Origin of the sequence: Duganella margarita, assembly GCF_009857535.1 — a bacterium.
GTDB classification, from domain to species: domain Bacteria; phylum Pseudomonadota; class Gammaproteobacteria; order Burkholderiales; family Burkholderiaceae_D; genus Rugamonas; species Rugamonas margarita.
On sequence record NZ_WWCS01000008.1, the window covers coordinates 246123 to 270344 of the forward strand.

Below are 24222 nucleotides of genomic sequence, written 5' to 3' on the forward strand. Positions count from 1 at the left end.
GCTTCGCCCCTGCAATTTCAAGCACCGCACGTTTGATGCGTGTCAGGACGAACGGCGGCGTGACAGGATGAATTGTTCAAGATCCTTGCAGGCGTGTTCGATGTGGCGCTTCAGCAGCGCGGCGGCGCCTCGGACGTCGCCGGTGCGGCAGAGCCCGACCAGTTGTTCGTGTTCCTGCTGTGCTTGCTTGATGCTGTCGGCGCTCAGCGATAATTGCATGCGCGTGTAGCGGTCGGTCTGTTGCAGCAGTGTGGCGACGATGGCCGCCGTGCGCGGCTGTTGCGCGCGCGACAGCAGCACCTCGTGCAAACGCGTGTTGAGTTCGCCCCAGCGGGTGGTGTGCTGGGCATGCAGTTCCACCTTGTATTCGGCCAGGATGGCGTCGAGCTGGGCGTAATCTTCCGCCGTCAACTTGGGCGCGGACTTCTTCAGCAGCAGCGGCTCCAGCAGGCTGCGCAACATGAACAGCTCGCTGATTTCATCAATCGACAGGCCAGACACCACGGCGCCCTTGTGCGGCACGATGGTGACCAGCCCTTCGCCTTCCAGCTGCACCAGCGCCTCGCGCACCGGAATCCGGCTGATGCCGAACTCGGTCGCGAGCGCGTCCTGCCGCAGCGAAAAGCCTTCCGGCAGTTCGCCCGACATGATCTTGCGGCGCAGCGCGTCAGCAGCCTGCTCCGCTACCGTGGTGACGGCGAATCCCTTCACGCGGCCACTTCCTTCGACCACGCGGCGTACCAGGTGCGGAACAGCGCGTACTGGGTGTCGGCGTAGCGGCGCTGGCTGGCGCTCAGCGCATCGGTTTCGTTAAAGTGCAGCGTGTATTCCGTGTCGCCGTTCAGCACCATCAGGTATTTGTAGAACAGCACCAGGTCGGTGCCTTCGTCAAACGACGACAGCACCAGCAGCGCAGCTTCCAGTTCGCGTGCCTGACGGCGCGCCACGGCATCGCCGGCGGCCGCCTTGCGCGACAGGGCGACCAGGTGCAGCACCTCACGCGGCAGCGCATTGCCGATGCCGGTGATGGCGCCGGTCGCACCGCAGTTGACGAAGCCATGGAACACCTGGGTATCGACACCGACCATCAGCGTGACGTTGTCGTCCTGGCTGGTGATGTGTTCGGCCGCGTAACGCAGGTCGGCGGCGCCGCCGAATTCCTTGAAGCCGATCAGGTTAGGATGCCTGGCGCGCAGTTCGAAGAACAGGTCGGCGCGGGTGGCGAAGCCGTAGTAAGGGCTGTTGTAGATCACGGCCGGCAGGTCAGGCGCCGCTGCCAGGATGGCCGAGAAGTGCGCCTTCTGCGCCGCCGGCGAGGAGCCGCGCGACAGCAGACGAGGAATCACCATCAGGCCCTTGGCGCCGACCTTGGCCGCATGCGCCGCATGCGACACCGCTTCCCTGGAGTTGACCGCGCCGGTGCCGACGATCACCGGCACGCCGGCGGCCGTCAGGCGTGCCACGCCTTCCTGGCGCTGCGCTTCGGTCAGTAGCGGCCAGTCGCCCATCGAGCCGCAATACACCACCGCGCTCATGCCGGCGGCTATCAGTTCGCGTGCCTTGTGCACCAGCGCGTCGTAGTCGGGCAGGCGGTCGGCGGTGCAAGGTGTCATCAGGGCCGGGATGGTGCCGGTGAAAATATTGTCGCTCATGGTGTTTCCTTCAACAGAGTCATGGGAAAGGGGATGGGCGAAATCATACTTCGATTTTGGATATTTTATACAATCAAAAGGCGTAGTATGCAGATTTAGTCATCTAATGTGCTGATTTCTAACGCCTGCGCCGCCGGGCGCTTAGCCGGCGGTAAGCGCCATCAGCGCCTTGCGGTAGCTGCGGCTGACGCGCAGGCGCGCGCCGCTGGTCAGCACGGCTTCGTGTTCGCCGTCTTCGCCCAGTTCAATCGACTGCAACTTGGCCAGGTTGATGATGGTGGAGCGATGGATGCGGCAGAAGGTGGCCGGGTCCAGATCCTGCGCCAGTTCGGCGATGCTGCGGCGGAGCAGATGCGTTTGGGCGCCGACGTGCAGCGAGGCGTAGTAGTCGGCCGCGCCGATCCAGTCGATATCGGCGACCGGCAGGAACAGCACCTGGCCGGAGTGCTTGAGCACCAAGCGCTCCGCCTGCGTCTGCGCGCGTGGCAGGCGTTCCCGCGCGCGCAGCAGCGCCGTGCTGAAGCGCTCATCGCTGAAAGGCTTGAGCAGGTAGTCGAGCGCACCTACGTCAAACGCACGCAGCGCGTGCTGGTCGTAGGCGGTGACGAAGATGACGGCTGGAGGCAACTCGCCGCCCAGCATCTCCAGCACATCGAAGCCGTCGCATTCCGGCATCTGGATGTCGAGGAACAGCAGGTCCGGCCGCATGCTGCGGACCGCGTCCAGCGCGGCGCTGCCGGATTCGCATTCGGCCACCAGTTCGATGTCGGCCTGCTTGCGCAGCAGCGCCTTGAGGTTGGCGCGGGCCGGCGCTTCGTCGTCGACAATAATGGCGCGTAGCTTCATGCGGTCACGCCGCTGAGTGGAAGCGCAATGCGGACTTCGACGCCGCCATCGCGGTTGTGCATCTCCAGCGTATGGCGTTCGCCATACAAGCCGCGCAGGCGCTCGCGGACGTTGCTCCAGCCGATGCCTGCGCGCGCCGGCGCCGCATCGGCTGGCATTGAGGGACCGTCGTTGTAGATGACGATGTCCAGCATCCCGCCGGCGGCGCTGACGGACAGCCGTATCGCGCCGCCTTGTGCGCGGTGCGCCAGGCCGTGCTTGAAGCCATTTTCCACCAGCGGTTGCAGCAGCAGGCTCGGTATGCTGGCGGACATCAGCGACGGCGGCGCCTGCACGCTGTATTGCAGGCGCTCGCCAAAGCGCATCTTCTGGATGGTGAAGTATTTGTCGAGGAAGGCCAGTTCTTCTCCCAGCGAGATCAGGTTGCGGTCGGAGTCGTCCAGCATGCGGCGCAGCAGTTCGCTGAGGCCGGCGAGGGTGTCGACGGCGGCATCGTTGCGCTGTTCGCGTACCAGGCCGGTGACGGTGTTCAGGGTATTGAACAGGAAGTGCGGCTCGATTTGCCGGCGCAAGCCATCCAGCTGCGCCTTGACGCGCTCCGCCTGTTCCAGCAGCAGCCGCTCACGCGCATGCAGGCCGTAGCCGATGGCGAACACGGTGGCGTAGATCACCACGTCCGCCAGCAGGCCGCCGACGAAGTGCTGGTACCACAGGACCAGCCATGGCGGCGTGTCCGGCACCATCCATGGATTCAGCGTGGATTCCAGCGTCGCCGTCCACACGGCGCTGATCACGCCGATCATCAGGCATGCGGCAAGATGAATAATCCATGTGCGCCAGCCGGCACGATGGCGGCTGGCAAAGCGTATGCCTTGTTGAAGCACGGCTGGCGTCACCAGCGCCAACACCAGCCAGTAGAAAAAGCGGAAGAAGAATAGCGCCGTCCACGCGTGATGCATGCCGGCGGTGCGCATCAGGAAGACGTTCTGCGTGGCGTCGAATAGCGCCAGACCAAACCAGACCGCCGCGATCCAGGCGCGTGTAGGGAGAGTATTCATGCGCTCACGATAAACGAGAATGGCGCGTCCGGGCAAACAATGCAGCGAAATGCCGGCGCCGTGCAGCCGGCGTGCTGGCCGGAGGCGGACCTCAGCGGCGACACTGAGGCTCTCTTCACATCTCTGGGAAAATGCAATGAAATATCTGATCGCCTGTCTGCTGGCCATGCTGGCGCTGGCCAACGCCGACGCCACAACCATCAAGGTAGCTTTTGTGCTGAGCGAAGGCGCCAATGTGATGGACATCGCCGGACCATGGGAAGTGTTCCAGGATACGATGCTGGACAATAGCACCGGCGCGATGCCGTTCGTGCTGTACACGGTGGCCGCGTCCAGGACGCCGTTGCGCACCAGCGGCAGCGGCGCGCCCGGCCTGCTGATTACGCCCGACTACAGCTTCGACGACGCTCCTGCGCCGGACATCGTGGTGGTCGGCGCACAGGCCGGCGGCCCGGAACTGCGCGAATGGCTCAAGCGGCAGCACGCCGCGCAGAAGACCATGCTGTCTATCTGCACCGGCGCGTTCGAGCTGGCGCATGCTGGTCTATTGCACGGCAAATCGGCCACCACGCACCACGACTATGCGGACATCTTCCACAAAACCTATCCAGACGTCCGGCTGGTGCGGGAAGTGCGCTTTGTGCAGGCCGACGCGCATACCTACACGGCCGGTGGCCTGACCGCCGGCATCGACCTGGCGCTGCATATCGTCGCCCAATATTTTGGCGACCAGCAGGCACAGCGCACGGCGAAGTTTCTCGAGTATGCGGGGCATTAGGCCAGCGTGTGGCACACCACAGACGCGCGCTGCGGCAGGGCGGATGATAGCGGTAGCCAACAGCCGAGGAACACCATGGATTTCCCTACCCGTCATTTGCAGCAACCCTTGCCCTATGATCCGTCCTATGAAGTGCCGGAGGAGGGCGAGGCCGACACCATCGCCGGTCTCACCGATGCCATGCATGGCATCGCCGACACGGTCGACAAGGATGTGGGCCACGCGCCACGCGGCGTGCACGCCAAGAGCCACGGCCTGTTGCGCGGCGAGTTGCGCGTGCTCGACAACCTGCCGCCCGATTACGCCCAGGGCCTGTTTGCTCATCCGGGCGGCGCCTGGCCGGTGGTGATGCGGCTGTCGACCACGCCTGGCGACTTTTTGGACGACAAGGTCTCGACGCCGCGCGGCATGGCGGTCAAGGTGATCGGCGTGCCGGGCGCCCGCTTGCAGGACGGCGTCGGCGATGCCACGCAGGATTTCGTCATGGTCAACGGCCCGACCTTCCAGTCGGCCACCGCCAGGCAGTTCCTCGGCAGCGTCAAGCTGCTGGCCGCCACTACCGATAAAGCGCCGGGTCTGAAGAAAGCGCTGTCGGCCGCCTTGCGCGGCGTCGAGAAAGTGGTCGAGGCGGTCGGCGGCGAGAGCGCCGCGCTCAAGGGCCTCGGGGGCCATCCGGAAACCAACATTCTCGGCGAGACCTTCTTCACCGGCGCCCCTGTCCTGTACGGCCGCCATATGGCCAAGCTGTCGCTGGCGCCGGTGTCGCCGGAGTTGCAGGCGCTGAAGGACCAGCCGGTTGACCTGGACCACAAACCCAACGGCCTGCGCGCGGCGGTGGTCGACTTCATGACCGAACACAGCGCCGAATGGGAGTTGCGCGTGCAGCTGTGCACCGACCTGGCCACCATGCCGATCGAGGATTCCACCGTGGAGTGGGAGGCGCCGTGGGTGCCGGTGGCGCGCATCAAGGCCGAGCCGCAAGCCGGCTGGACGCACGGGCTGTCGGTGCTGGTCGATGACGGCATGCAGTTCAATCCGTGGCACTGCATCGCCGACCACCGGCCGCTCGGTTCCATCATGCGCGTGCGGCGCGCCGTGTATGCCGCTTCGGCCCGCTTCCGCGCCGAACGCAACGGCGCCGTGGTGGCAGAACCACGTAACCTCGACAACTGGCGCGAACACTGAGCGGCGCTGACCTTACTGCCGACGCTTGCCGGCGCGCGTCAGCGAAAAAATCAGCATGCCGAACAGCGTGCTGATCAATAGTGCCGGCACCAGGAAAAACAGCGCCGGGACCAGTCCGTAGACGGCGGCGCCGGCCAGCTGGTCGATGTTGGTGATGTCGCCGGCAAACGCCACCATCCACGCATAGGCCAGCAGCAGGCTGGCCGGCATTGTCTTCCAGATCTTTGACCCGCCAGCGATCAGCCAGGCGTTGGCCAGCAGGATGACTGCTATAAAGTAATAAGCCGTGGGCATAGTGCGCTTTCCGTCAGCCGCGCAGCCGACATAGTGAGACCTGAATTGTACCCAGCGCCTATTGTGCGCCACCGTACCGTACAGTTGCTACTATCTTACTTTCTGGTTCGGAATTCACTATGCTGGCGCAATCCCTCACGTCGTTACCTGATCCGCAGGAGCCCCTGCCGCGCTTTGTCGGCGCCGGCACGCCCATGCGCGACCTGGTGCGCGCGCATCGCTGGGAAGAGACGCCGCTGGGTCCCATCGCCGGCTGGCCGGGTTCGCTCCGCACCGCCGCCAGCGTGGTGCTGCATTCGGTCACGCCCATGTTCCTGTGGTGGGGCGAGCAGCTGACGCAGATCTACAACGACGCCTACGTGCCGTGCTTCGGCGCCGGCAAGCATCCGGCCGCCCTGGGGCAGGCCGGCCGCCACTGCTGGCCGGAGATCTGGCACATCATCGGGCCGCAGATCGAGGCCGTACGCCAAGGCGGCGAAGCGCGCTGGTATACCGACAACCTGGTGCCGATCTGGCGCAACGGCCACATCGAGGATGTGTTCTGGAGCTATACCTACACGCCGGTGTTCGACGAGCAGGACCAGGTGGGCGGCGTGCTGGTGGTGTGTACCGAGACCACCGCGCAGGTGCTGGCCGAGCGCCGCCGCCACGCGCTGGACCTGCTGGCACGCCGCCTGCTGGCCTGCCGCAGCGATGACGATGTGCACGCCGCCGTCACCCAGGCGGCGAGCGACAATCCGGGCGACCTGCTGGACGTCACGCTGTTGTCCGGCGCGGCCGCCGACGCCTTCCGCGGCAGCCACGAGCTGGTGGTGATCCGCGCCGCCGAATTGCAGCTGTGCGACGAGCTGGCGCTGGCGTTCCAGGTGTCGCCGCGGCTGCCGATGGACAGCGCCTACCGCCAGTTCCTGGAACAGTTCACCGCCACCGTGTGCGCCACGCTGAGCCGCCTGCAAAGCGACCGCGCGCTGGCCCACGCCATGGCCGAGAGCGACCGCCTGAACAGCGACCTCAATCTGTCCTCGCGCATCAAGGATGAATTCCTGGCGATGCTGGGCCACGAGCTGCGCAATCCGCTGGCGCCGATTGTCACCGCGCTCAAGCTGATGAAGCTGCGCGGCCAGGCCGGCGACACCGGGCAGGAGCAGGCAGTGATCCAGCGCCAGGTCGACCATCTGGTGCGGCTGGTGGATGATTTGCTGGACGTGTCGCGCATCGCCAGCGGCAAGGTCGAATTGCGCAAGGAGACGGTGCCGCTGGCCGATGTGCTGAACAAGGCGATCGAAATGGCCAGCCCGCTGCTGGAACAACGCCAGCACCGGCTGCTGGTCGATGTGCCGACGGTACGCTGGCACGGCGATCCGGCGCGGCTGGCGCAGGTAGTGTCCAACCTGCTGAGCAACGCGGCGCGCTACACGCCGGCCGGCGGCCATGTCACGCTGGCCACCCGCATCAAGGGCGGCACGGTGCAGCTCCAGGTGACCGACGACGGCAACGGCATCCCGCCGCAGCTGTTGCCGCATATCTTCGACCTGTTCGTGCAGGGCAACCGCCAGCTGGACCGCGCCAAGGGCGGGCTCGGCATCGGGCTGGCGCTGGTGCGCAACCTGGTGCAGATGCATGGCGGCGACGTCAGCGCCTACAGCGCCGGCGAGGGACGCGGCAGCACCTTCACCATCACGCTGCCCGATTCGGTGGTGGCCGAAAGCACCGCGCCGATGGCCGAGGGCAACAACGCAGTCGAGCCGGCGGCAGTGTCGGAACAGAGCACCGGTCTGCGGGTGCTGGTGGTGGACGACAACCAGGACGCCGCCGATTCGCTGGCCGAGCTGCTGGGCGCGCTGGGCTACCGGCCGAGCGTGGCCTACGATCCGGCGCAGGCGATCGCGCTGGCGGCGGCCAGCATGCCGCAGGTGGCCATTCTTGACATCGGCCTGCCGGGCATGGACGGCTTCGAGCTGGCCGGCCACCTGCGTCGTTTGCCCGACGGCGATGGCCTGAAGCTGCTGGCGCTGTCCGGCTATGGCCAGGAAAACGACAAGACGCGCAGTCGCCAGGCCGGTTTCGCCGCCCACCTGGTCAAGCCGATCAATATCGCCGAATTGCAGCTCTCATTGGCCTGAGGCGCTTGCGTTCCCAGCCAGGCTGGACGAGAATGGCTGCGCCCCCTCAACGCTGCAAGGAGTGCTGTTGATCTCACCGCTGGAAATCGCCGCCAACGCCGTCATGGCCGTTTACATCGTGCTATCGGGGCGCAACAATATTCATTCGTGGTGGCTGGGCGTGCTCGGCTGCGTCATGTTTGCCGTGCTGTTCTACAGCGTCAACCTGTACGCCGACGTGGCGCTGCAACTGTTCTTCATCGTCACCTGCGTGATCGGCTGGCTGCAATGGCTGCGCGGCGCCGGCGGCGCGCCGCTGCCGATTGCCCATACGGGCGCCCGCGCGCTCGGCTGGATGGCGGCAATCAGCCTGCTGGCCACCGCCGCCTATGGCCTGATGTTGCAGGCTTATACCAATGCCTATGCTCCCTTCATCGATTCGGCGGTGCTGATGTTCAGCGTGGTGGCGCAGCTGTTGCTGATGGGCCGGCGGATCGAGACCTGGCCGGTGTGGCTGCTGGTCAATACCGTGTCGGTGCCGCTGTACGCCAGCCGCGGCCTGTACCTGACGGCGGTGCTGTACGCCGGCTACTGGATCAATGCGCTGGCGTCGTGGTTTTTCTGGCGTCGCCAGATGCGGGCGCAGCTGGCCTGAGTTTGGCTCAACTACTTCTTGTGGATCGCCTGGCGATAGGCAGTCGGCGTCACGCCCATGCGCTCACGGAAGGCGGTGGCGAAATTGCCGGCGTTGTTAAAACCGATCAGCAGGGCGATGTCCTGCACGTCGATATCGGTCTCTTTCAATAATTCCTCGCCGCGGCGGATGCGTTCCTCGCGGATAAAGCCGAATACCGTCATGCCGGTCTGTTCGCGGAACACCTGCGACAGCTTTTCGCGGTAGGTGCCGACGCTGCGGGCGATTTCGGCCAGCCCCGGCAGCGCCGCCAGGTTGTCGGCGATCAGGCGCTTGACGGCGTTGACCAGTACCGCATCCGGGTCGCTTTCCGGTTCCGGCGCGGCTTCCTGCGTGCCGGGCGCGGGCGCCGGCGTCTGCTGGCGCCGGGCCAGGTTCAGGTGCACCTGGATGCGGGCCGCCAGCTCGCCCGGCGAAAACGGCTTGGAAACGAAATCGACGCCGCCGATCGACAGGCCGAGGATGCGGTCGTCGTCGGCGTCGGCACCGCTGAGGAAAATCACTGGAATGTCCTGCGTGACCGGATTGGCCTTGAGCAGCCGGCAGGCGGTGTAGCCGTCCATATTCGGCATGCGCACGTCGAGCAGGATCAGGTCGGGCCGATTGGCCAGCGCCAGCTGATAGCCCTGCAAGCCATTGAAAGCCACCGAGACCTTGTACGGCAGTTCGCTCAGTAAATCCGCCAGCATGCGCTGCTCAAACGCGGAGTCGTCCACGATGAGGATCTTGCTGCGGCTGCTTTCGAGGGTGCTCTGCATTGCGGGCCTCGGACATTTGGTTGATAAAGTTTTATCACTCCCTGTTGCGTATTATGCCTATCTTTTAAATATTTTTGATAGTTTTCTACGCTTGCAAAACACTTGTCGCGTCCAACAAAAGCAGGTTTTTTTTAGATACCCAATAATTGGAACCAGAGTTGATAGTAAGCAACCGGAGGTGGGATGACTGGGACGCGCGCACGGATACTGGGATGGATCACTGCTGGCCTGCTGGCGTTGCCGGTGGCGGCGGCCAATCTGCAAATTTCGCCGGTCATGATCAATCTGCGCGTGGGCCAGGGCGCCACCGGCATCAATTTGCAGAATCTGGGCGAGGCGCCGGTGTACGGCCAGGTGCGCGTCTATCTGTGGGAACAAAAAGACGGCGACGATGTGCTGACCCCGACGCAGGACGTGGTGGCCAGCCCGCCCATTATCCAGATCGGACCGAAAAGCAGCCAGATTATCCGGCTGGTCCGGCGCAGCGAGCAATTGCCAGCCAGCGAGCTGACTTACCGCATCCTGATCGACGAGATTCCCAAGGACGATGGCCCGGCCAGCGGGGTCGACATCCGCCTGCGCTATTCGGTGCCGCTGTTCGTGCTGCCGGCCGATGAGCGCGCGGCGCCGGTGCTGGCCTGGAGCGTGTTCAAGAAGGACGGTTTTTGGATGTTGCGAGTGCGCAACAGCGGCACCCAGCGCGCACAGATCGGCGCGCTGGAACTGAGCAACGCGGCCGGCAAGCAGTTCGAGATTGCCTCCGGCCTGTTCGGGTATGTGCTGGCGGGCCGGGTGCGCGAGTGGCGCCTCCCCACGTCTGGCGATGCCGATCTGAACGGGACGTTGGCGGTCAAGGCCAACATCAATTCCCGTCCGACCAGCGCCAGTACCGTGGCCAGGGTGGACTGACCCGGGATGCGGCGCCGGCTGGCCTGGTGGTGGCTGTGGACATGGTGGCTGGTCATGAGCAGCGTGGCGGCGCAGACGCTGCCGGCGCCGCCGCCGCAGGATGAAGAGCTTTTTCTGGAGGTAAGTTTGAACGGTGAAGCGACCGGACTGGTACTGCGTTTTACCCGGGGCAACAACTCGGGCCTGCGCAGCAGCGTGCAGAATCTGCGCGACCTGGAACTCGACCCCGCCCTGTTTGGGGTGGCGGGCCGGGACGAGTTCGACCTCGACCAGGTCAAGGGCCTGAGCTATACCTATGACGCCGCGCGCCAGGCGCTGGCGCTGCGTGTCGACGATGTGCTGCGGGCGCCGGTCGCGGTTTCGGCGCGCACCGTGCGCAAGCCGGGCGTGGCCACGGTAACGCCGGGCGCGGTGATCAATTACGACGCCTACACCCAGCTGGGCCAGAACCGCAGCACCTCGGTCAGCCACGAGCTGCGCTACTTCAACGCCAACGGCGTGTTGAGCAGCACCGGCGTGGTCAACTACAGCAACCAGCTGCGCCAGTACGTGCGCTTCGATACCGCCTGGGTGCATTCCGATCCGCAGACGCTGGCAACCTGGCAGGCGGGCGACTTCATTTCGTCGTCGCTCAACTGGTCGCGCTCGCTGCGCATGGGCGGCCTGCAATGGCGCCGCAGTTTCGACCTGCGGCCGGATCTGCTGACCTTCCCGTCGGCCTCGCTGGGCGGCTCGGCGGTGGTGCCGAGTGCGGTCAGCCTGTATGTGGACGGGGTGCGCCAGGTCGACACCGCCGTGCCGTCCGGCCCGTTCATCATCAACCAGGTGGCCGGCATCAACGGCGCCGGCCAGGCCACGCTGATCACGCGCGACGCCGCCGGCCGCGCCATCAGCACCACCGTGCCGCTGTACGTCGACACCCGCATGCTGGCCGAGGACCTGACCGATTACTCGGTCGAGCTGGGGCTGATACGGCGCGGTTACGGTTCGCGCTCGTTCGACTACGCGCGCACGCCGGCCGTCAGCGGCTCGCTCCGGCGCGGGCTGAGCAACAATGTGACGCTGGAAGCGCATGGCGAGGCCGGGCGCGGCGTGCTCAACGGCGGCGCCGGCGTGCTGTGGCGCGCCGGTCAGGCCGGCGTGGTCAGCGGCTCGCTGGCAGCCAGCGCCGGCGGCAGCGGCGACAGCAGCCGGCGCGGCGCCCAGGCCACGCTGGGCTACCAATATCTGAGTCCGCGCTTCAGTGTGGACCTGCAATCGCAGCGGGCGTTGGCGCAGTACGGCGACCTCGGCACGGTGGAGGGCGCGCCGGTGGTGCGCGCCGCCGACCGCGTCAATTTCACCCTGGCGCTGTTCGGCGGCCAGGGCGTCGGCCTGAGCGTGGTCAATGTGCGGGCGCCGCTGGCGCCGCCGGCGCGGATTGCCGCGCTCAACTATTCGGCCGCGCTGGGCTGGGGCATGTATTTGAGCGTCAGTGCGTTTCGCGATTTCCGCGACGACAAGTCACGCGGCGTGTTCTTCAGCCTGAGCGGCAGCTTTGCCGACCGCATCTCGGCCACCGTCAGCCGCAGCCGCCAGAACGGCGTGCGCGGCACCACCACCACGCTGTCGCGCTCGGCCGATTACAGCGGCGGTTTCGGCTGGGGCCTGCAATCGGTTAACAACAACGGCACCGGGGTGCGGCAGGCGCAAGGCACTTACCTCGGCAATTACGGCCAGCTCACCGCCTACACGCTGGAGACCGGCGGCAACCGCAGCACCTCGCTGGACGCGGCCGGGGCGGTGGTGCTGATGGACGGCAGCGTGCATGCGGCGCGCCAGGTCGGCGCCGGCTTCGGACTGGTCTCGACCGACGGTGTCGGCGGCGTGCCGGTCTTGCAGGAAAACCAGGTGATCGGCAAGACCAGCAGCAGCGGCTACATGCTGGTGCCCAACCTGACGCCGTATCTGCAAAACCAGGTCGGCATCGACACCACCCGTTTGCCGCTGGACGCGCGCGTGGCCAGCACCACCCAGACCGTGGTGCCGGCGCGCCTGTCCGGGGTGCTGGTGCGCTTCCCGGTTGAAACCTATGAAGCGGCCAGCGTGGTCCTGCACGATGCGGCCGGCAAGCCGCTGCCGGCCGGCACCACGGTGCTGCATGTGGAAAGCGGCGTCAGCACGCTGGTCGGCTTTGACGGCGTGGCCTTCATCGACCATCTGCAACCGGTGAACCACCTGCAAACCACGCTGGACGGGGTGCGCTGCGTGGCCCAGTTCAGTTACGCGCCGGTCAAGGGTAATGCGCTCTCGACCATGGGGCCGTTTGTCTGCCGGAGCGTGCAATGAAGTCCGCGCGCCGTTGCCTGCTGGGGCTGGGATTGCTGCTAATGCTGTGCTGCGGCCAGGCCCGCGCTGATGGCTGCACCGTGGCCCAGACCAATATCGTGTTCCCGTCGGTCAGCTCGATCACCAGCGCCGACGCCTATGCCAATGCCAACTTCAAGGTCACCTGCACCTGGACCAGCTTCCTCGGAGGACTCCTGTTTCCCAACGCCACCGTCTGCCTGTATCTGGGCGATGGCTCGGGCAATACCAGCCCCACAGTCACGGTGCCGCGCCAGCTGGCCAACGGCACCAAGCGCATCAACTACAACCTGTACACCGATACCAGCTATTCGGCAGCCAAGATCTGGGGCGGCTGGGCCGGCACTGACACGGCGGCCAATGTGATCCAGTTTACCCTGACCAAGAGCGACAACGTGGTCGGCGCGCTGACGCAGGACGTCAATCTGTATGGCAAGCTGAATGCGGACGCCACGCTGGCGGCCATGGATGTCGGGCCGGACAACCTGAGCTTGGTTTCCAACTTCAGCGGCAGCAATGTGCTGATGCGCTACATCTTTTTCCTGACCGGCACCGGCAACTGTCTGCTGGGCACGTCGGTGGCGATGCCGTTTCAGGTCAGCGCGAATGTCATCAACGATTGCGATATCAACGTCGGCAACCTGGTCTTCCCCAACAGCAGCCTGTTGACCAGTGCGATCCGCACCACCTCGACGCTGACGGCGCGCTGCAGCAAGAACACGGCGTACCGCGTGACGTTTTCGGCCGGCACCACGCCTGGCAACACCACCAGTGCGCGCAAGATGATCAAGACCTCAGCCAGTGATGTGGTGTCGTATCAGATTTCCAACGTGCTCGATGGCGCCAGCCTGGGCGACGGCAGCGGCGGGACAGTGGTGATGGGGGGAACGGGCGATGGCACAACCAAAAGTCTGACAGTGTTCGGACTGGTGCCGGCGCAGACCACGCCGTCGCCGGGGGATTACAAGGATACGGTGGTGGCGACTGTGTGGTTCTGACGGTCGCGCAGGCGGGGACGATCAGAAGGTGATGGTCCATTCGCCGGCGCCGGACTCCTGGCGGAGGGCGGTGGCTGGCGCGGCGCTGCTGTTGACGCTGGCGGCTTGCGCGGTGTTGCGGGTCATCTGGTACGGGGTTTTCAGCTGGCAGGCGACGGCTGGCGTGGCTTTGGCGCTGTTAGGAATGGCATTGGTGGCATTGGTGGCAGCGGCGCTGGTGTGCACGGTGCAGGCTTCTTTTACCTCAAAGCTCACTGCCATGCTGGCGGTCGCGGTTTTGCCGGCAGCGCTGGCGATCACTGGCAGGCTGAACAGAACGATGGCGAGAGCTTTAGTAAAAGTTTTCATTTGTCACACACGTTGTTGGGGTGCGCAGCCTTGGTCGATGGCTACGGTATCGGGTAGCCAACAAGGTTGAGATGTTGATCTACAGGAAGAATTTTATCCTGAAAGAACAATCTCTCTAATGTTCACATTCTAGCGGAAAATTTACTTGTGGAAATAAAGTGATTTTTGGAGAGTTTTGAGTGTGGTTTTTCGGCCGCTCTTGGAGGGATAAAAACAGGTAGGAAAACCGGAGTTTTCATAGGGGAAAGTAGTTAAAAACCAAGGTAGAAAAGGAGACGAAATTGAAGCGCAAAAATACACACATTGTCACAGCAGTAGCATCACCTAAAAAAGTCACACTTTCTTGCATCCAACATGCAAGTCGCTCAGTCTGAAGGCGTCCTCGTTGGCGCATTTTGTTGATCACCTGACATAGAGGAGTAGCAAACATGAAACATACCGACTTTGGCAGCATGCCTTGCCCGATCGCCCGCAGCCTCGGCAAAGTAGGGGAGTGGTGGAGCATCCTGATCCTGCGTGACGCGTTCTACGGCTTGACCCGTTTTGACGAATTTGAGAAGAGCCTGAAAATTGCGCCGAATATGCTGACTCGCCGTCTGGCCGGCCTGGTCGAGGGCGGACTGATGGAGCGTCGCCAGTACAGCGCGCGGCCGCCGCGCTATGAATATGTGCTGACCAAGGCCGGCCGCGACTTCAAACCGGTGCTGCTGGCGTTCGTTGCTTGGGGCAACGATCACCTGGCGCCGGAAGGGGCCAGCCTGCTGGTGGTGAGCCGCGAAACCGGCAAACCGGCCGACCAGGTGCTGGTGGACGCCAACAGCGGCCTGGCCATCAATGACGAGGACTATATGTTCGCGCCCGGTCCGGCCGCCACCGACGTCATGCGCTCGCGGCTGATCCAGATTAACCAGCCCGGCCGCGCTTAGGCGGCGCCGGCAAGGCCACCCAGCGGCGCTGCGGCGCCGCTTTTTTTACGCCGAAATTATGTTGCTTTCACTAAATTAGTTTCCAATCGGAACCAAAAAGGCTTAGATATCAGGGACTTAACAGGGGGCTGCGGGAGGCTCCGCAAACTGTGGAATAATGCGGTAATCAGCGTAACGGCGCGCTGCCGCAACACAGTAGAGGAAAGTTAATTTGGTGGACATGTTTGCGCTCGACGACGAGCTGGCGCAGTGGGAAACGGCCTTGCCCGATGCGCAAGGCCCGGAACGGCTGAAGCTGCTAATGGCGCTGGCCTGGCATATGCGCCAGCGGGATCCCGCGCGCGCGCAGCAACTGGCCACCGAGCTTGTCCCCCTGCTGGCGCTGCTGGCGCCGGACGCCGCCCTGGTGCAGCGGGCGCGGCTGCACCTGATCACTGCCGAGCCGGCCTGGCTGCGCGGAGACCTGGACACCGCCGTCGATGCTGCCGAACAGGCATTATTGCTCTGTGACCGGGCGGCCGACAGCGTGCCGGCCGCCGCCGCCGCCTGCCGCGCCGACGCCTGCTGGGTGCTGGCCTGGTCCAGCAACGACCGGGGCCTGAGCGCCGATGGCGACGGCTGGCTGCGCCAGGCTGCAGCCGCCGCCCGCGTGGCGGCCGATCCCTTGCGCATCGACATCGTCGACGCCGCCTCCGGCATTTGCGACGCCTTCAGCGACGGCCCGGCCGCGCAGCAGCGCTGGCACGACCGCTTCAGCACCGACCTGCACGGCGTGCCCCCGATCGCGGCCGGCTGGATCAGCGACTTCTTCGGCACCTGCGCTTTCCAGCGCAGCGAATACGGGCGCGCCATCGGCCACCTGATGCTGAGTTTTGAGACCGCGCTGGCCAGCGGCCAGATCCGCCGCGCCATCATCGTCGCTACCAATATCGGCAACGGTTTTACCAGCCTCAACGCGCACGAGTCGGCGCTGGAATGGATGCAGCGCGGGCTCGACCTGGCGCGTCCGGCCGGCTGGCCGCTGAGCATCGGCATGTGCCTGATGCAGACCGCCGAAACGCTGCGCCAGCTGGGCCAGCGCGACGCCGCCCAGAACCTGCTGCGCGAAGCGCTGAGCACGCTGGCGCCGCTGTCCGGCTCGCGCGCCTACGCGGTGGCGCTGGAATACCAGGGCGACCTGGCGCTCGACCTCGGCAACTATGCCGCCGCGCTGGAAAGTTTCACCCGCCTGGCCGCGCGCGGCGACGCGCTGCGCCAGAACGATTTCCAGAGCAGCGCGCGGCGCGGCCAGGCGCATGCGCTGTCGCATCTGGCGCGCGCCGACGATGCGCTGGCCGCCGCCCAGGCCGCGCTGGCGCTGGCGCGCGACCATGACGACGCCTCGAGCCAGATCGCCGCCCTGAATGTGCTGGCCGACATCCATGCCCGCCATTCGCTGCCGAGCCCGGAACGGATGGCGGCGCCCAACGCCGTGCTGCACTATCTGCAGCTGGCGCTGGAGATCGCCGCCACCATCGACGGCTACACGGTGCCCGGCGCGTTGCTGGACGCGGCGGCGCGCGAGTATGCCGCCATTGGCGATTACCAGCGCGCCTACACCATCGCGCTGCGCGCCAACAGCGCGCGCGACCAGACCCACAGCAAGGAAGCCACCCACCGCGCCATCGCCATGCAGGTGCAGTACCAGACTGAACGCGCGCAGACCGAGGGCGAGCATCATCGCCAGCTGGCGGCGGCCGAGGCGCAGCGCGCCGAAGTGCTGCAACAGACCAGCGCCACGCTGGAACACCTGAGCGCCGTCGGCCAGGAAATCACCGCCCATCTGGATGCGGCGGCGGTGTTCCGCGCGCTGGACCGCCATGTCCATGGCTTGCTGGATGCGACCCACTTCTCGATCTTCCTGCTGCAGCCGGACGGCGCCTCGCTGGTGTGCGAATTCGGCATCGAAGCCGGCCAGCCGCTGCCGCGGGTGCGCATCGCTGCCAATGATCCCAGCGCCAACACCGCGCGCTGCCTGCGCGAACGGCGCGAGATCCTGGTCGAGCTGGACGACGAAGATGTCACCCCCAACCTGATTCCCGGCACGCTGCCGACCCAGAGCCTGCTGTTTGCGCCGCTGCGCGTGGGCGAGCGGGTGCTGGGCGTGATGACGGTGCAGTCGCTGCTGGCGCGCGCGTACGGCGAACGCGAACGGCTGATCTTCCGCACGCTGTGCGCCTACGGCGCCATCGCGCTCGACAACGCCAGCGCCTACCGCCAGGTGGCCGCCACCCAGCAACAGCTGCTGGATAAAAACCTGGAACTGGAGCAGGCCTACCGGGCGCTGGAGGAAGTCAGCCTGACCGACCAGCTGACCGGACTGCGCAACCGCCGCTTCTTCCTGCAAAACGTCGACGCCGACGTCGCCATGAGCCTGCGCGGCTACGACGCCGGCCTGCACCGCGAACTGAACGAGTGCGACCTGCACGCGGCCAAGGACCTGGTGTTCTTCATGGTCGACCTCGACCACTTCAAGGAAGTCAACGACCGCTACGGCCACGCGGCGGGCGACTCAATCCTGGTGCAGATGCAGGAACGGCTGCGCGAAGTGTTCCGCGAATCGGATTATGTGATCCGCTGGGGCGGCGAGGAATTCCTGGTGCTGGCGCGCGCCACCCACCGCGACGAGGCGCCCGGCGTGGCCGAGCGCATGCGGCGCGTGGTCGCCGAGCGCGACTTCATCTTGCCGGACGGCGTGCGCTTGTCCAGGACCTGCTCGATCGGCTTTGCCTGCTTCCCGTTCCTGCCCTCGCAGCCGCGTTTGCTGTCGTGGTCGCAGGTGGTCGAACTGGCCGACCAGGGCCTGTACATCGCCAAGCGCTCCGGCCGCAACGCCTGGGCCGCGCTGTACAGCACCGACGCCACGCGCGCCGACGGCGTGTTCCCGCGCCTGATGCAGCGGCTGGACCAGGCCGTGGGCGACGGCGAGGTGCGGCTGGTGTCCAACCTGACCGGGCCGCTGGTGCTGGGCGGCGAGCGCCGCCGCATCGGCCTGTCGAGCGATCTGGAGTTGAACTAGGCATGGATAAACAACGCTGCAGCTGGGCCAATCCGGCCAATCCCCTGTATCTGGCATATCACGACACCGAGTGGGGCGTGCCGTGCCACGACGAGCGGCGCTTGTTCGAGATGCTGAACCTGGAAGGCGCGCAGGCGGGCTTGAGCTGGGAGACCATTCTCAACAAGCGCGAGAACTATCGCGCCGCGTTTGACCAGTGGGATGCGCGCAAGATCGCCGTGTATGGCCCGGACAAGGTGGCGGAGCTGCTGGGCAATGCCGGCATCGTGCGCAACCGGTTGAAGGTGGCGGCCGCCATCACCAATGCGCAGGCGTATCTGCGCTTGCTCGACAGCGGCAGCAGCCTGGATAAGCTGCTGTGGTCTTACGTCGGCGGCAAGCCGATGGTGCGTGGCGAGGGACCGCGTCCGGCCAAGACCGAGCTGTCGGATCGTCTTTCCAAGGATCTGGCCAAGCTGGGTTTCAAGTTTGTCGGTTCGACGATTATGTATGCCTATATGCAGGGCATCGGCATGGTCGATGACCATGCGCCGGATTGCTTCTGTCGCAAGGCGCGCAAGTGAGCATGCAGGTCGTGCTGGACACCGGGTTTGGCAGTGGCGAGCGGTTTGCTGCGGCCCGCGCGCAGGGCGGGCGTTTGCATTACATCGCGATCGCCGCCGCGCTGCCGCCGGCTGCTGCGGTGGACGATGCGCAGCTGCGCGCTGCATGGCCGTTGAATGTGCCGGGCTTTCATCGCGTGATCCTGAATGATGAGGTGACGCTCGATTTGCTGGTGGGCGCGGTGGATGCCGTGCTGCCGCAGATTAGGGCGCGCGTGAACGTGTTTTATCTGTCGCCGGATGTTGCGCCGGCATGCGCGCGCACGCTGGCGAAACTGGCCGTGCAAGGCGCCACGCTGCACGCCCGCGCCGCCGATGACGCGCTGGTGTGGGCGCTGACGGCGGCGGGCTTCGTGTGCCGCATCGCTGGCGATGCTGATGCTCATGCCTCGGCCAACGACGATGCGCACGCCGCCGCGCCGGATATCGCGGCGGTCTACCTTGGCCGCAAACCGCAGCCTGCTGCGCAATCCGTTCCGGTGCGGCGCGCGGTGGTGATCGGCGCCGGGCTGGCCGGTTCGTCGGCCGCGCAGCGTTTGTGTGCGCGCGGCTGGCAGGTGACGCTGATCGAACGCCACGCGCAGCCGGCGCAGGAGGCGTCCGGCAACCTGGCCGGCATCTTCATGCCGCTGCTTTCCAAAGATGACAACCTCCCAACGCGCCTGAGCCGCGCCGCCTATCTGTTTGCGCTGCGCGAGTGGCGCCGCATGGGCGGCGTCGGCACAGCATTCCTGGGCGCTGATTGCGGCGTGCTGCAACTGGCGCGCGATGACCGGCACGCCAAGGTGCAGCAGGACGCGCTGGCCCAGTGGAACTATCCGCCACAATACGCCCGCTGGGCGGATGCGCAGGAAGCCAGCGCCTTGATCGGCGCGCCGACGCCGCATGGCGGCTGGCTGTTTGCGCAAGGCGGCTGGGCGCGGCCGCGGTCGCTGTGCGAAGCGATGCTGGCGGCGTGTGGCGCGCGCCTGCAACGCGTGTTCCACACCGAAGCGCTGGACCTGCTGCGGGTGGACGACGACTGGCAGGTGCGCGGCGCGGACGGCGCGCTGATTGCGCAAGCGCCCACCGTCGTTCTGGCCAGCGGCGCCGGCGCCGACCAGATCGCACAGGCGACGGAACTGCCGCTGGCCAAGCTGCGCGGCCAGGTCACGCACCTGCCGGTCGATGCCGCCGCCGCGCCGCCGCTGCTGCCACTGGTGGTATGCCGCGAGGCGTATGTGACGCCGCCGTCGGATGGCATTGTGTGCGCCGGCGCCACCTACGACAACGACGACGATCCGGCGCTGCGCGCCAGCAGCCAGCAGGAGAATCTGGCCCGATTGGCGAAGATTATCCCTGGCGACGCCGTTGCGGCATTGGCGCACACCGCGCCGCTGGCCGGCCGGGTGGGCTTCCGCGTGGCCGCGCCGGACCGCCTGCCGCTGGCCGGCGCGCTGCCCGACTACCCGAACGCCGGCCGGCTGGAATTTCTGTCCGACGTGCCGCGCCATCCCGGCCTGCATTGCCTGCTTGGCTACGCGTCGCGCGGCCTGATCTGGGCCCCGCTGATGGCGGAACTGCTGGTCTCTCAACTGGAAAACACACCGCTGCCGCTGGAGGCGGCGCTGGTTGAAGCACTGGACCCGGGCCGCTTCCTGCTCAAGCAGCGCCGCCGCGCGCAGTAGCTGGGGCACTACGTTGTTGCGCTTACGCAAACCTCCTGCGTTGGCGGCCTTGCTGGCGGCAGGCTATAATCGGCCCCTGAACACCGCCGTCCATGGAGATCCTGCAAATGGATGAACAAGCATCGCAGCAGCAAGAAGGCTCACCGGAGCTGTTCATGTTCCTCGCGTCCACCGTGCATGACATGAAAAATTCGATCAGCGTCCTCAGTGGCACGCTGGAGAACCTGCTGTCCGCACACCAGTCCAGCGCCGCGCCGGAGTACGGCCAGATGGCGCAGATGCTGTACCAGACCAAGCGCCTCAACGATAACCTGATCCAGTTACTGGCGTTGTACAAGGATGTCGGCAAGCCTGGCTATCCGTTCGATCCGGCGCCGCGCAGCGTGCGCGAGCTGGTGGAGCTGGTGGCCGGCCAGGCGCACATGCTGCTGCAATCGCGCGGCATCGCCTTTGAGGTCGACTATCCGCAGGACGCCATCTGGACGCTGGATGAAGAACTGGTCATCGGGGTGCTGGTCCACGCCATCAACAACGCCGTGCGCTACACGCGCGACCGCATCCGCCTGTCGATCGCCGTCGATGGCGACTATCTGGAACTGCGTGTGGAAGACAACGGCGCCGGCTTCCCGGCCAATATGCTGGAATCGGGCGCCAGCGCCAAGGCGGCGATTAACTTTCTAAGCAATAGCAGCGGCCTGGGTCTGTACTTTTCCAGCGAAGTGGCGAAGATGCACAAGCACCGCCAGCGCAGCGGCAGCATCGCACTGGAAAACGGCGGCGCCATGGGCGGCGGCTGTTTCGTGTTGCGGTTGCCATGATGAGCAGCGAAGTCTTTAGCGCCAACACCGGCGCCGACGGCGGCATCGGCTGGGCGGATAAGCGTTACCTGATCATCGACGATTTCGTCGGCATCCGCCAGCTGCTGCGCGAGTCGTTGCGCAACCTCGGCGCCAAGCATATCGACCAGGCGTCCAGCGGCGGCGAGGCCATGGTGCTGCTGTCGAAAACCCGCTATGACGTGGTGCTGTGCGACTATAATCTGGGCGATGGCAAGAACGGCCAGCAGGTGCTGGAAGAGGCGCGCATCCGCAACCTGATGCTGCCGTCCAGCGTGTGGCTGATGGTGTCGGCCGAAAAAAGCGTGGAGTCGGTGATGGGCGCCGCCGAGCACCAGCCGGACGCCTACATCATCAAGCCGATCACCGAGGGCGTGCTGCTGACGCGCCTGAACCGGGTGTGGATCAAGAAGCAGGTCTTCCACGAAATCGACCAGGCCTTTGCGGACAAGGATTACCTGCGCGCGGCCAAGCTTTGCCAGGACCAGGTGGCGCATCACCCGCTGCACGCCATCGACTTGCTGCGTATGAAGGCCACGCTGCTGTTGAAGGCCGGCGAGACCGAACAGGCGGGCGTGGTGTACGAGCAGGTGTTGCAAGATCGGGACTACAACTGGGCGCGTTGCGGCCTGGGGAAAATCCGCATGGCCGCCGGCGACCTGGAAGCGGCGCGCATGATGTTCCAGGCGGTGATTGCCGATAACCGTTTTTACATCGATGCCTTCGACCAGCTGGCGCAGTCGTTCCAGCTGCAGGGCAAAACCGAAGAGTCGTTCGACGTGCTGCAAAAGGCGGCCAAGCTGTCGCCCAATTCGGTGCCGCGTCAGCGTTCGCTGGGGCAGACGGCGCTCAAGCTGGGCAATATTCCCGTGGCGGAGAAGGCCTTCCGCAAGTGCATCGAGATCGGCGAGTTCTCGGTGCGGAAGACGGTCGATGCCTATCTCGGCCTGGCGCGCGTGTGCGGCCAGAAGAACGATACCAAGGAGGCCATCCGCCTGCTCAACGCGGCGGTCCACCAGTTCGGCGGCGACCAGGTGACGCTGCGCGCCAAGATCACAGAGGGACTGGTGTATCACGAGAGCGGCGATTTCCGGCGCGCGCGCAAGTCCGGCGACGAGCTGGAAGCGATGCTGGCCGACGATGTGCGCCAGCGGCCGGACACCGAGACCTGCCTGGATATGGCGACCTTGCTGTTTGCGGTCGGCGTCAAGGAGGCGCCGGTCCACCTGCTGCAATATGTCACCCGCAATAACCACGACAACGCGGTGCTGCTGGACGATGTGCAGAAAATCTTCGACCGCGCGCGCATGAGCGACGAGGGCGCGGAACTGATCAGGGAAGCGCGCCTGGAAGCGGCGGAGATGATGAACCGCGGCGTGCTGCTGTGGAAGACCGGCAAACTGGCGGAAGCCATCGACTGGATGCGCGTGGCGCGCCGCTCGCTGCCGCACAATATGCGCATCCTGTTCAACTCCGCACAGATCATCATCTCGACGTTGCAGCAGAATGGCTACGAGCGCGGGCTGGCCGATGAGGCGATCGGCGTGTTGATGCACGTTGACGCCATCGCGCCGGGGCAGCAGCGTTTCGCGCAGCTGATGGAGCAGCTGGCGCTGCTGGCGCCGGTGTCTGGCGTGGTGGCTGCGGCGGCGGCCAGCGAGTACGAAGCCGCCAATGGACCGGTGCCGGAGAGCACCCGATTTACCAGTAGTTAAACCAACATGACACTCAATTTTGAGAGCAAATAAAGGGCACAAAAAATATGCGCGACATCGCCAAAGAAGTTTATAAAAAAATGAAGGTAGGCAGTGTGGCCTGGGTTCGCCCGGTAGCCGCCAAGGGCGATACCCTGGAGAGCTTTCAGGCTGCCCACGACAGCGCCAAGCTGCTCGAAGAGGAAGGCCTGATCGATATCGAGAAAGTGGAACGTCAGGCCGATGGCCTGATCGACGCCATCCGCATCCAGCGGCTGGCGTAATTTGCCTTACCGCGGTTCGCCGCCCGGCTTGGCGACGGCTTTTTTCGCGGCGGGCTTTTTCGCGGCAGTTTTTTTCACCGCAGCCGGTTTGACCGGCGCTGCCGATGCCGCGCTGGCGGCTGGCTTGTTGTCCGCCGGCTTGGCGCCTGCCGCCGCCGCAGCGGCAAATTTGACGGCGGCATCGGTCATCATCGATTCCGACGCCATGGCCGTGGATACGGCTTGCTTGAACTGATCCTGTAACAGATTCCACCAGGCGTTGGGCTGGGACGCGGCAGCGCCAGCCGGCTTGGGTTCCGCCCTGGCTTCCGGCGCCGGCGCCGGCGCCGGTGCGGGTGGAGGCGATGGCTGCGTCGCTTGCGCCTTGTCGGCTTCGCGCGCGTGGTGGAAGAAGGCGGAGGCGTACGGATTGGCGTCAAAGATTGATTTGTCGCTGACGCCCGTATTGACGGCGGAGGCCAGGCTGGCGCCGACCGACTTGAGCGTGGCGATGGTGTCGCGCTGGACTTCCAGCGCCTGGATGCTCCCGCGCAGCATGCTCAGATTCAGATTGAGCCAGCTCTCGACGGCTTTCAGGTCGTTGACTTTCTTGTCCAGTTCTTCGACCGACAGCGTGGGTGCGGTCAGACCCGGCACGCTCATGCTGCCCCACAGGTTTTTGACAAAATCCAGCGTATCGTTCATGACGCCGGCGCCGGGGATGTTCGGCATTTGCGGGTGGACCATGGCTATCCTCCTGTAGGTTGAGCGGCTAGCGTAGCAGATATTGCCTGGGCATTCAAAAGGTTTTGGCAACATTTCTGCGCCAGCACTGCCGAGAACTGCGATCCCGTTTAAACTAGCGGACATGACGATCGTTTCCTCCCTTGCCCGACACCGGCGCGTACTGGTTTTGTGTGCGGCCACCGTGGCGCTGCACTATGCCGCCATTAACTGGGTGGGAGGACGCTTGAGCGCACAGACGCACCGGGCCTCGGAGCTGAAGCCGTCGCTGATGACCGCGCAACTGCGGCTGGCGCTGCCCAAGCGGGTGGAGACGCCGCCGCCCGAGATCACGCCGCTGGCGCACAAGGCGCCCAAGCCGGCGCTGCCGAAGCCGAGACCACGGCCGGCCGCCGAGCCGTTGCCGGAACCGGCGCCGCTGGCGGCCAGCGCGCCCGCTGAGCCGGACGTGGCGTCACTGCTGG

The 24222-nt window shown here is 65.4% G+C and carries 22 protein-coding genes and 1 pseudogene; 15 read left to right on the forward strand and 8 right to left on the reverse strand.

The genetic code is table 11. From position 1 onward, the window contains the following. Positions 1–42: 42 nt before the first annotated feature. From GTP55_RS14900 to GTP55_RS14915, 4 genes are all read right to left on the reverse strand, one after another. Positions 43–711: a GntR family transcriptional regulator gene (locus tag GTP55_RS14900; protein WP_371868354.1), complete on the reverse strand. Its 669-nt coding sequence runs from the start codon at positions 709–711 to the stop codon at positions 43–45. Continuing rightward, positions 708–1652: a dihydrodipicolinate synthase family protein gene (locus GTP55_RS14905; protein ID WP_161045666.1), complete on the reverse strand. Its 945-nt coding sequence runs from the start codon at positions 1650–1652 to the stop codon at positions 708–710. Before GTP55_RS14905 ends, GTP55_RS14900 begins: the two co-directional genes overlap by 4 nt. 141 nt (positions 1653–1793) lie before the next feature. Then, positions 1794–2498 carry a LytR/AlgR family response regulator transcription factor gene (locus tag GTP55_RS14910; protein WP_161045667.1) on the reverse strand — a complete coding sequence of 235 codons (705 nt, stop codon included), beginning with the start codon at positions 2496–2498 and terminating at the stop codon, positions 1794–1796. Beyond that, entirely contained in the window at positions 2495–3556 is a 1062-nt protein-coding gene (locus GTP55_RS14915; protein ID WP_161045668.1) for a sensor histidine kinase, read from the reverse strand. The genes GTP55_RS14910 and GTP55_RS14915 overlap by 4 nt, the downstream gene beginning before the upstream one ends. A 136-nt stretch (positions 3557–3692) precedes the next feature. Here GTP55_RS14915 and GTP55_RS14920 point away from each other — a divergent pair, with 136 nt between their 5' ends. Then, complete coding sequence (locus GTP55_RS14920) at positions 3693–4334, forward strand: DJ-1/PfpI family protein (protein ID WP_161045669.1); 642 nt, start codon at positions 3693–3695, stop codon at positions 4332–4334. Positions 4335–4409: 75 nt separating this feature from the next. Beyond that, positions 4410–5519 (forward strand): catalase family protein, encoded by a 1110-nt coding sequence (locus GTP55_RS14925; RefSeq protein WP_161045670.1) that lies wholly within the window; start codon positions 4410–4412, stop codon positions 5517–5519. A gap of 12 nt (positions 5520–5531) precedes the next feature. Here the strand turns inward: GTP55_RS14925 and GTP55_RS14930 are convergent, their stop codons facing one another. After that, complete coding sequence (locus tag GTP55_RS14930; RefSeq protein WP_161045671.1) at positions 5532–5813, reverse strand: hypothetical protein; 282 nt, start codon at positions 5811–5813, stop codon at positions 5532–5534. A gap of 119 nt (positions 5814–5932) precedes the next feature. On the opposite strand from GTP55_RS14930, the gene GTP55_RS14935 reads away from it, so the two are divergent. Both GTP55_RS14935 and pnuC read left to right on the forward strand, forming a co-directional pair. Continuing rightward, entirely contained in the window at positions 5933–7936 is a 2004-nt protein-coding gene (locus GTP55_RS14935; RefSeq protein ID WP_161045672.1) for a hybrid sensor histidine kinase/response regulator, read from the forward strand. 67 nt (positions 7937–8003) lie between these two features. Continuing rightward, positions 8004–8570, forward strand: a complete 567-nt coding sequence (gene pnuC, locus GTP55_RS14940; RefSeq protein ID WP_202423711.1) for a nicotinamide riboside transporter PnuC — start codon at positions 8004–8006, stop codon at positions 8568–8570. Between the two features lie 11 nt (positions 8571–8581). Here pnuC and GTP55_RS14945 read toward each other — a convergent pair whose 3' ends face one another. Further along, on the reverse strand, positions 8582–9367 hold the full coding sequence (locus GTP55_RS14945) for a response regulator transcription factor (RefSeq protein ID WP_161045674.1): 786 nt from the start codon (positions 9365–9367) through the stop codon (positions 8582–8584). Positions 9368–9550: 183 nt separating this feature from the next. On the opposite strand from GTP55_RS14945, the gene GTP55_RS14950 reads away from it, so the two are divergent. The 3 genes from GTP55_RS14950 to GTP55_RS14960 are packed head-to-tail and all read left to right on the forward strand — an operon-like array spanning position 9551 to position 13620. After that, complete coding sequence (locus tag GTP55_RS14950) at positions 9551–10276, forward strand: fimbrial biogenesis chaperone (protein ID WP_161045675.1); 726 nt, start codon at positions 9551–9553, stop codon at positions 10274–10276. Positions 10277–10282: 6 nt separating this feature from the next. Further along, positions 10283–12604 carry a fimbria/pilus outer membrane usher protein gene (locus tag GTP55_RS14955; RefSeq protein WP_161045676.1) on the forward strand — a complete coding sequence of 774 codons (2322 nt, stop codon included), beginning with the start codon at positions 10283–10285 and terminating at the stop codon, positions 12602–12604. After that, on the forward strand, positions 12601–13620 hold the full coding sequence (locus GTP55_RS14960; RefSeq protein ID WP_161045677.1) for a Csu type fimbrial protein: 1020 nt from the start codon (positions 12601–12603) through the stop codon (positions 13618–13620). The genes GTP55_RS14955 and GTP55_RS14960 overlap by 4 nt, the downstream gene beginning before the upstream one ends. 21 nt (positions 13621–13641) lie before the next feature. Here GTP55_RS14960 and GTP55_RS14965 read toward each other — a convergent pair whose 3' ends face one another. Then, a complete protein-coding gene (locus GTP55_RS14965) occupies positions 13642–13968 on the reverse strand; it encodes a hypothetical protein (RefSeq protein WP_161045678.1) in 327 nt (108 codons plus the stop codon). A 428-nt stretch (positions 13969–14396) separates the two neighbouring features. Between GTP55_RS14965 and GTP55_RS14970 the strand changes: the two genes are divergently transcribed. The 7 genes from GTP55_RS14970 (at position 14397) to GTP55_RS15000 (ending at position 23035) form a co-directional block, all read left to right on the forward strand. Then, entirely contained in the window at positions 14397–14894 is a 498-nt protein-coding gene (locus tag GTP55_RS14970; RefSeq protein ID WP_161045679.1) for a winged helix-turn-helix transcriptional regulator, read from the forward strand. Positions 14895–15114: 220 nt separating this feature from the next. Further along, positions 15115–17952, forward strand: a complete 2838-nt coding sequence (locus tag GTP55_RS14975; RefSeq protein ID WP_161045703.1) for a GGDEF domain-containing protein — start codon at positions 15115–15117, stop codon at positions 17950–17952. A gap of 2 nt (positions 17953–17954) precedes the next feature. Then, a complete protein-coding gene (locus tag GTP55_RS14980; RefSeq protein ID WP_161045680.1) occupies positions 17955–18515 on the forward strand; it encodes a DNA-3-methyladenine glycosylase I in 561 nt (186 codons plus the stop codon). 2 nt (positions 18516–18517) lie between these two features. Continuing rightward, positions 18518–20221 (forward strand): FAD-dependent 5-carboxymethylaminomethyl-2-thiouridine(34) oxidoreductase MnmC1, encoded by a 1704-nt coding sequence (mnmC1, locus tag GTP55_RS14985; protein ID WP_202423718.1) that lies wholly within the window; start codon positions 18518–18520, stop codon positions 20219–20221. Between the two features lie 107 nt (positions 20222–20328). Next, entirely contained in the window at positions 20329–21039 is a 711-nt protein-coding gene (locus tag GTP55_RS14990; RefSeq protein ID WP_161045682.1) for a sensor histidine kinase, read from the forward strand. Continuing rightward, entirely contained in the window at positions 21036–22772 is a 1737-nt protein-coding gene (locus GTP55_RS14995; protein WP_371868355.1) for a response regulator, read from the forward strand. Before GTP55_RS14990 ends, GTP55_RS14995 begins: the two co-directional genes overlap by 4 nt. A gap of 80 nt (positions 22773–22852) precedes the next feature. Further along, the gene (locus tag GTP55_RS15000) at positions 22853–23035 is read left to right on the forward strand and encodes a hypothetical protein (protein ID WP_229257936.1); all 183 of its coding nucleotides are present in this window, start codon (positions 22853–22855) and stop codon (positions 23033–23035) included. Positions 23036–23041: 6 nt separating this feature from the next. On the opposite strand, the gene GTP55_RS15005 is transcribed toward GTP55_RS15000, so the two are convergent. Beyond that, complete coding sequence (locus tag GTP55_RS15005) at positions 23042–23761, reverse strand: PhaM family polyhydroxyalkanoate granule multifunctional regulatory protein (RefSeq protein WP_161045683.1); 720 nt, start codon at positions 23759–23761, stop codon at positions 23042–23044. A 223-nt stretch (positions 23762–23984) separates the two neighbouring features. Between GTP55_RS15005 and GTP55_RS15010 the strand changes: the two are divergent. After that, positions 23985–24222: pseudogene (locus GTP55_RS15010) on the forward strand (DUF3108 domain-containing protein); the annotation flags it as partial.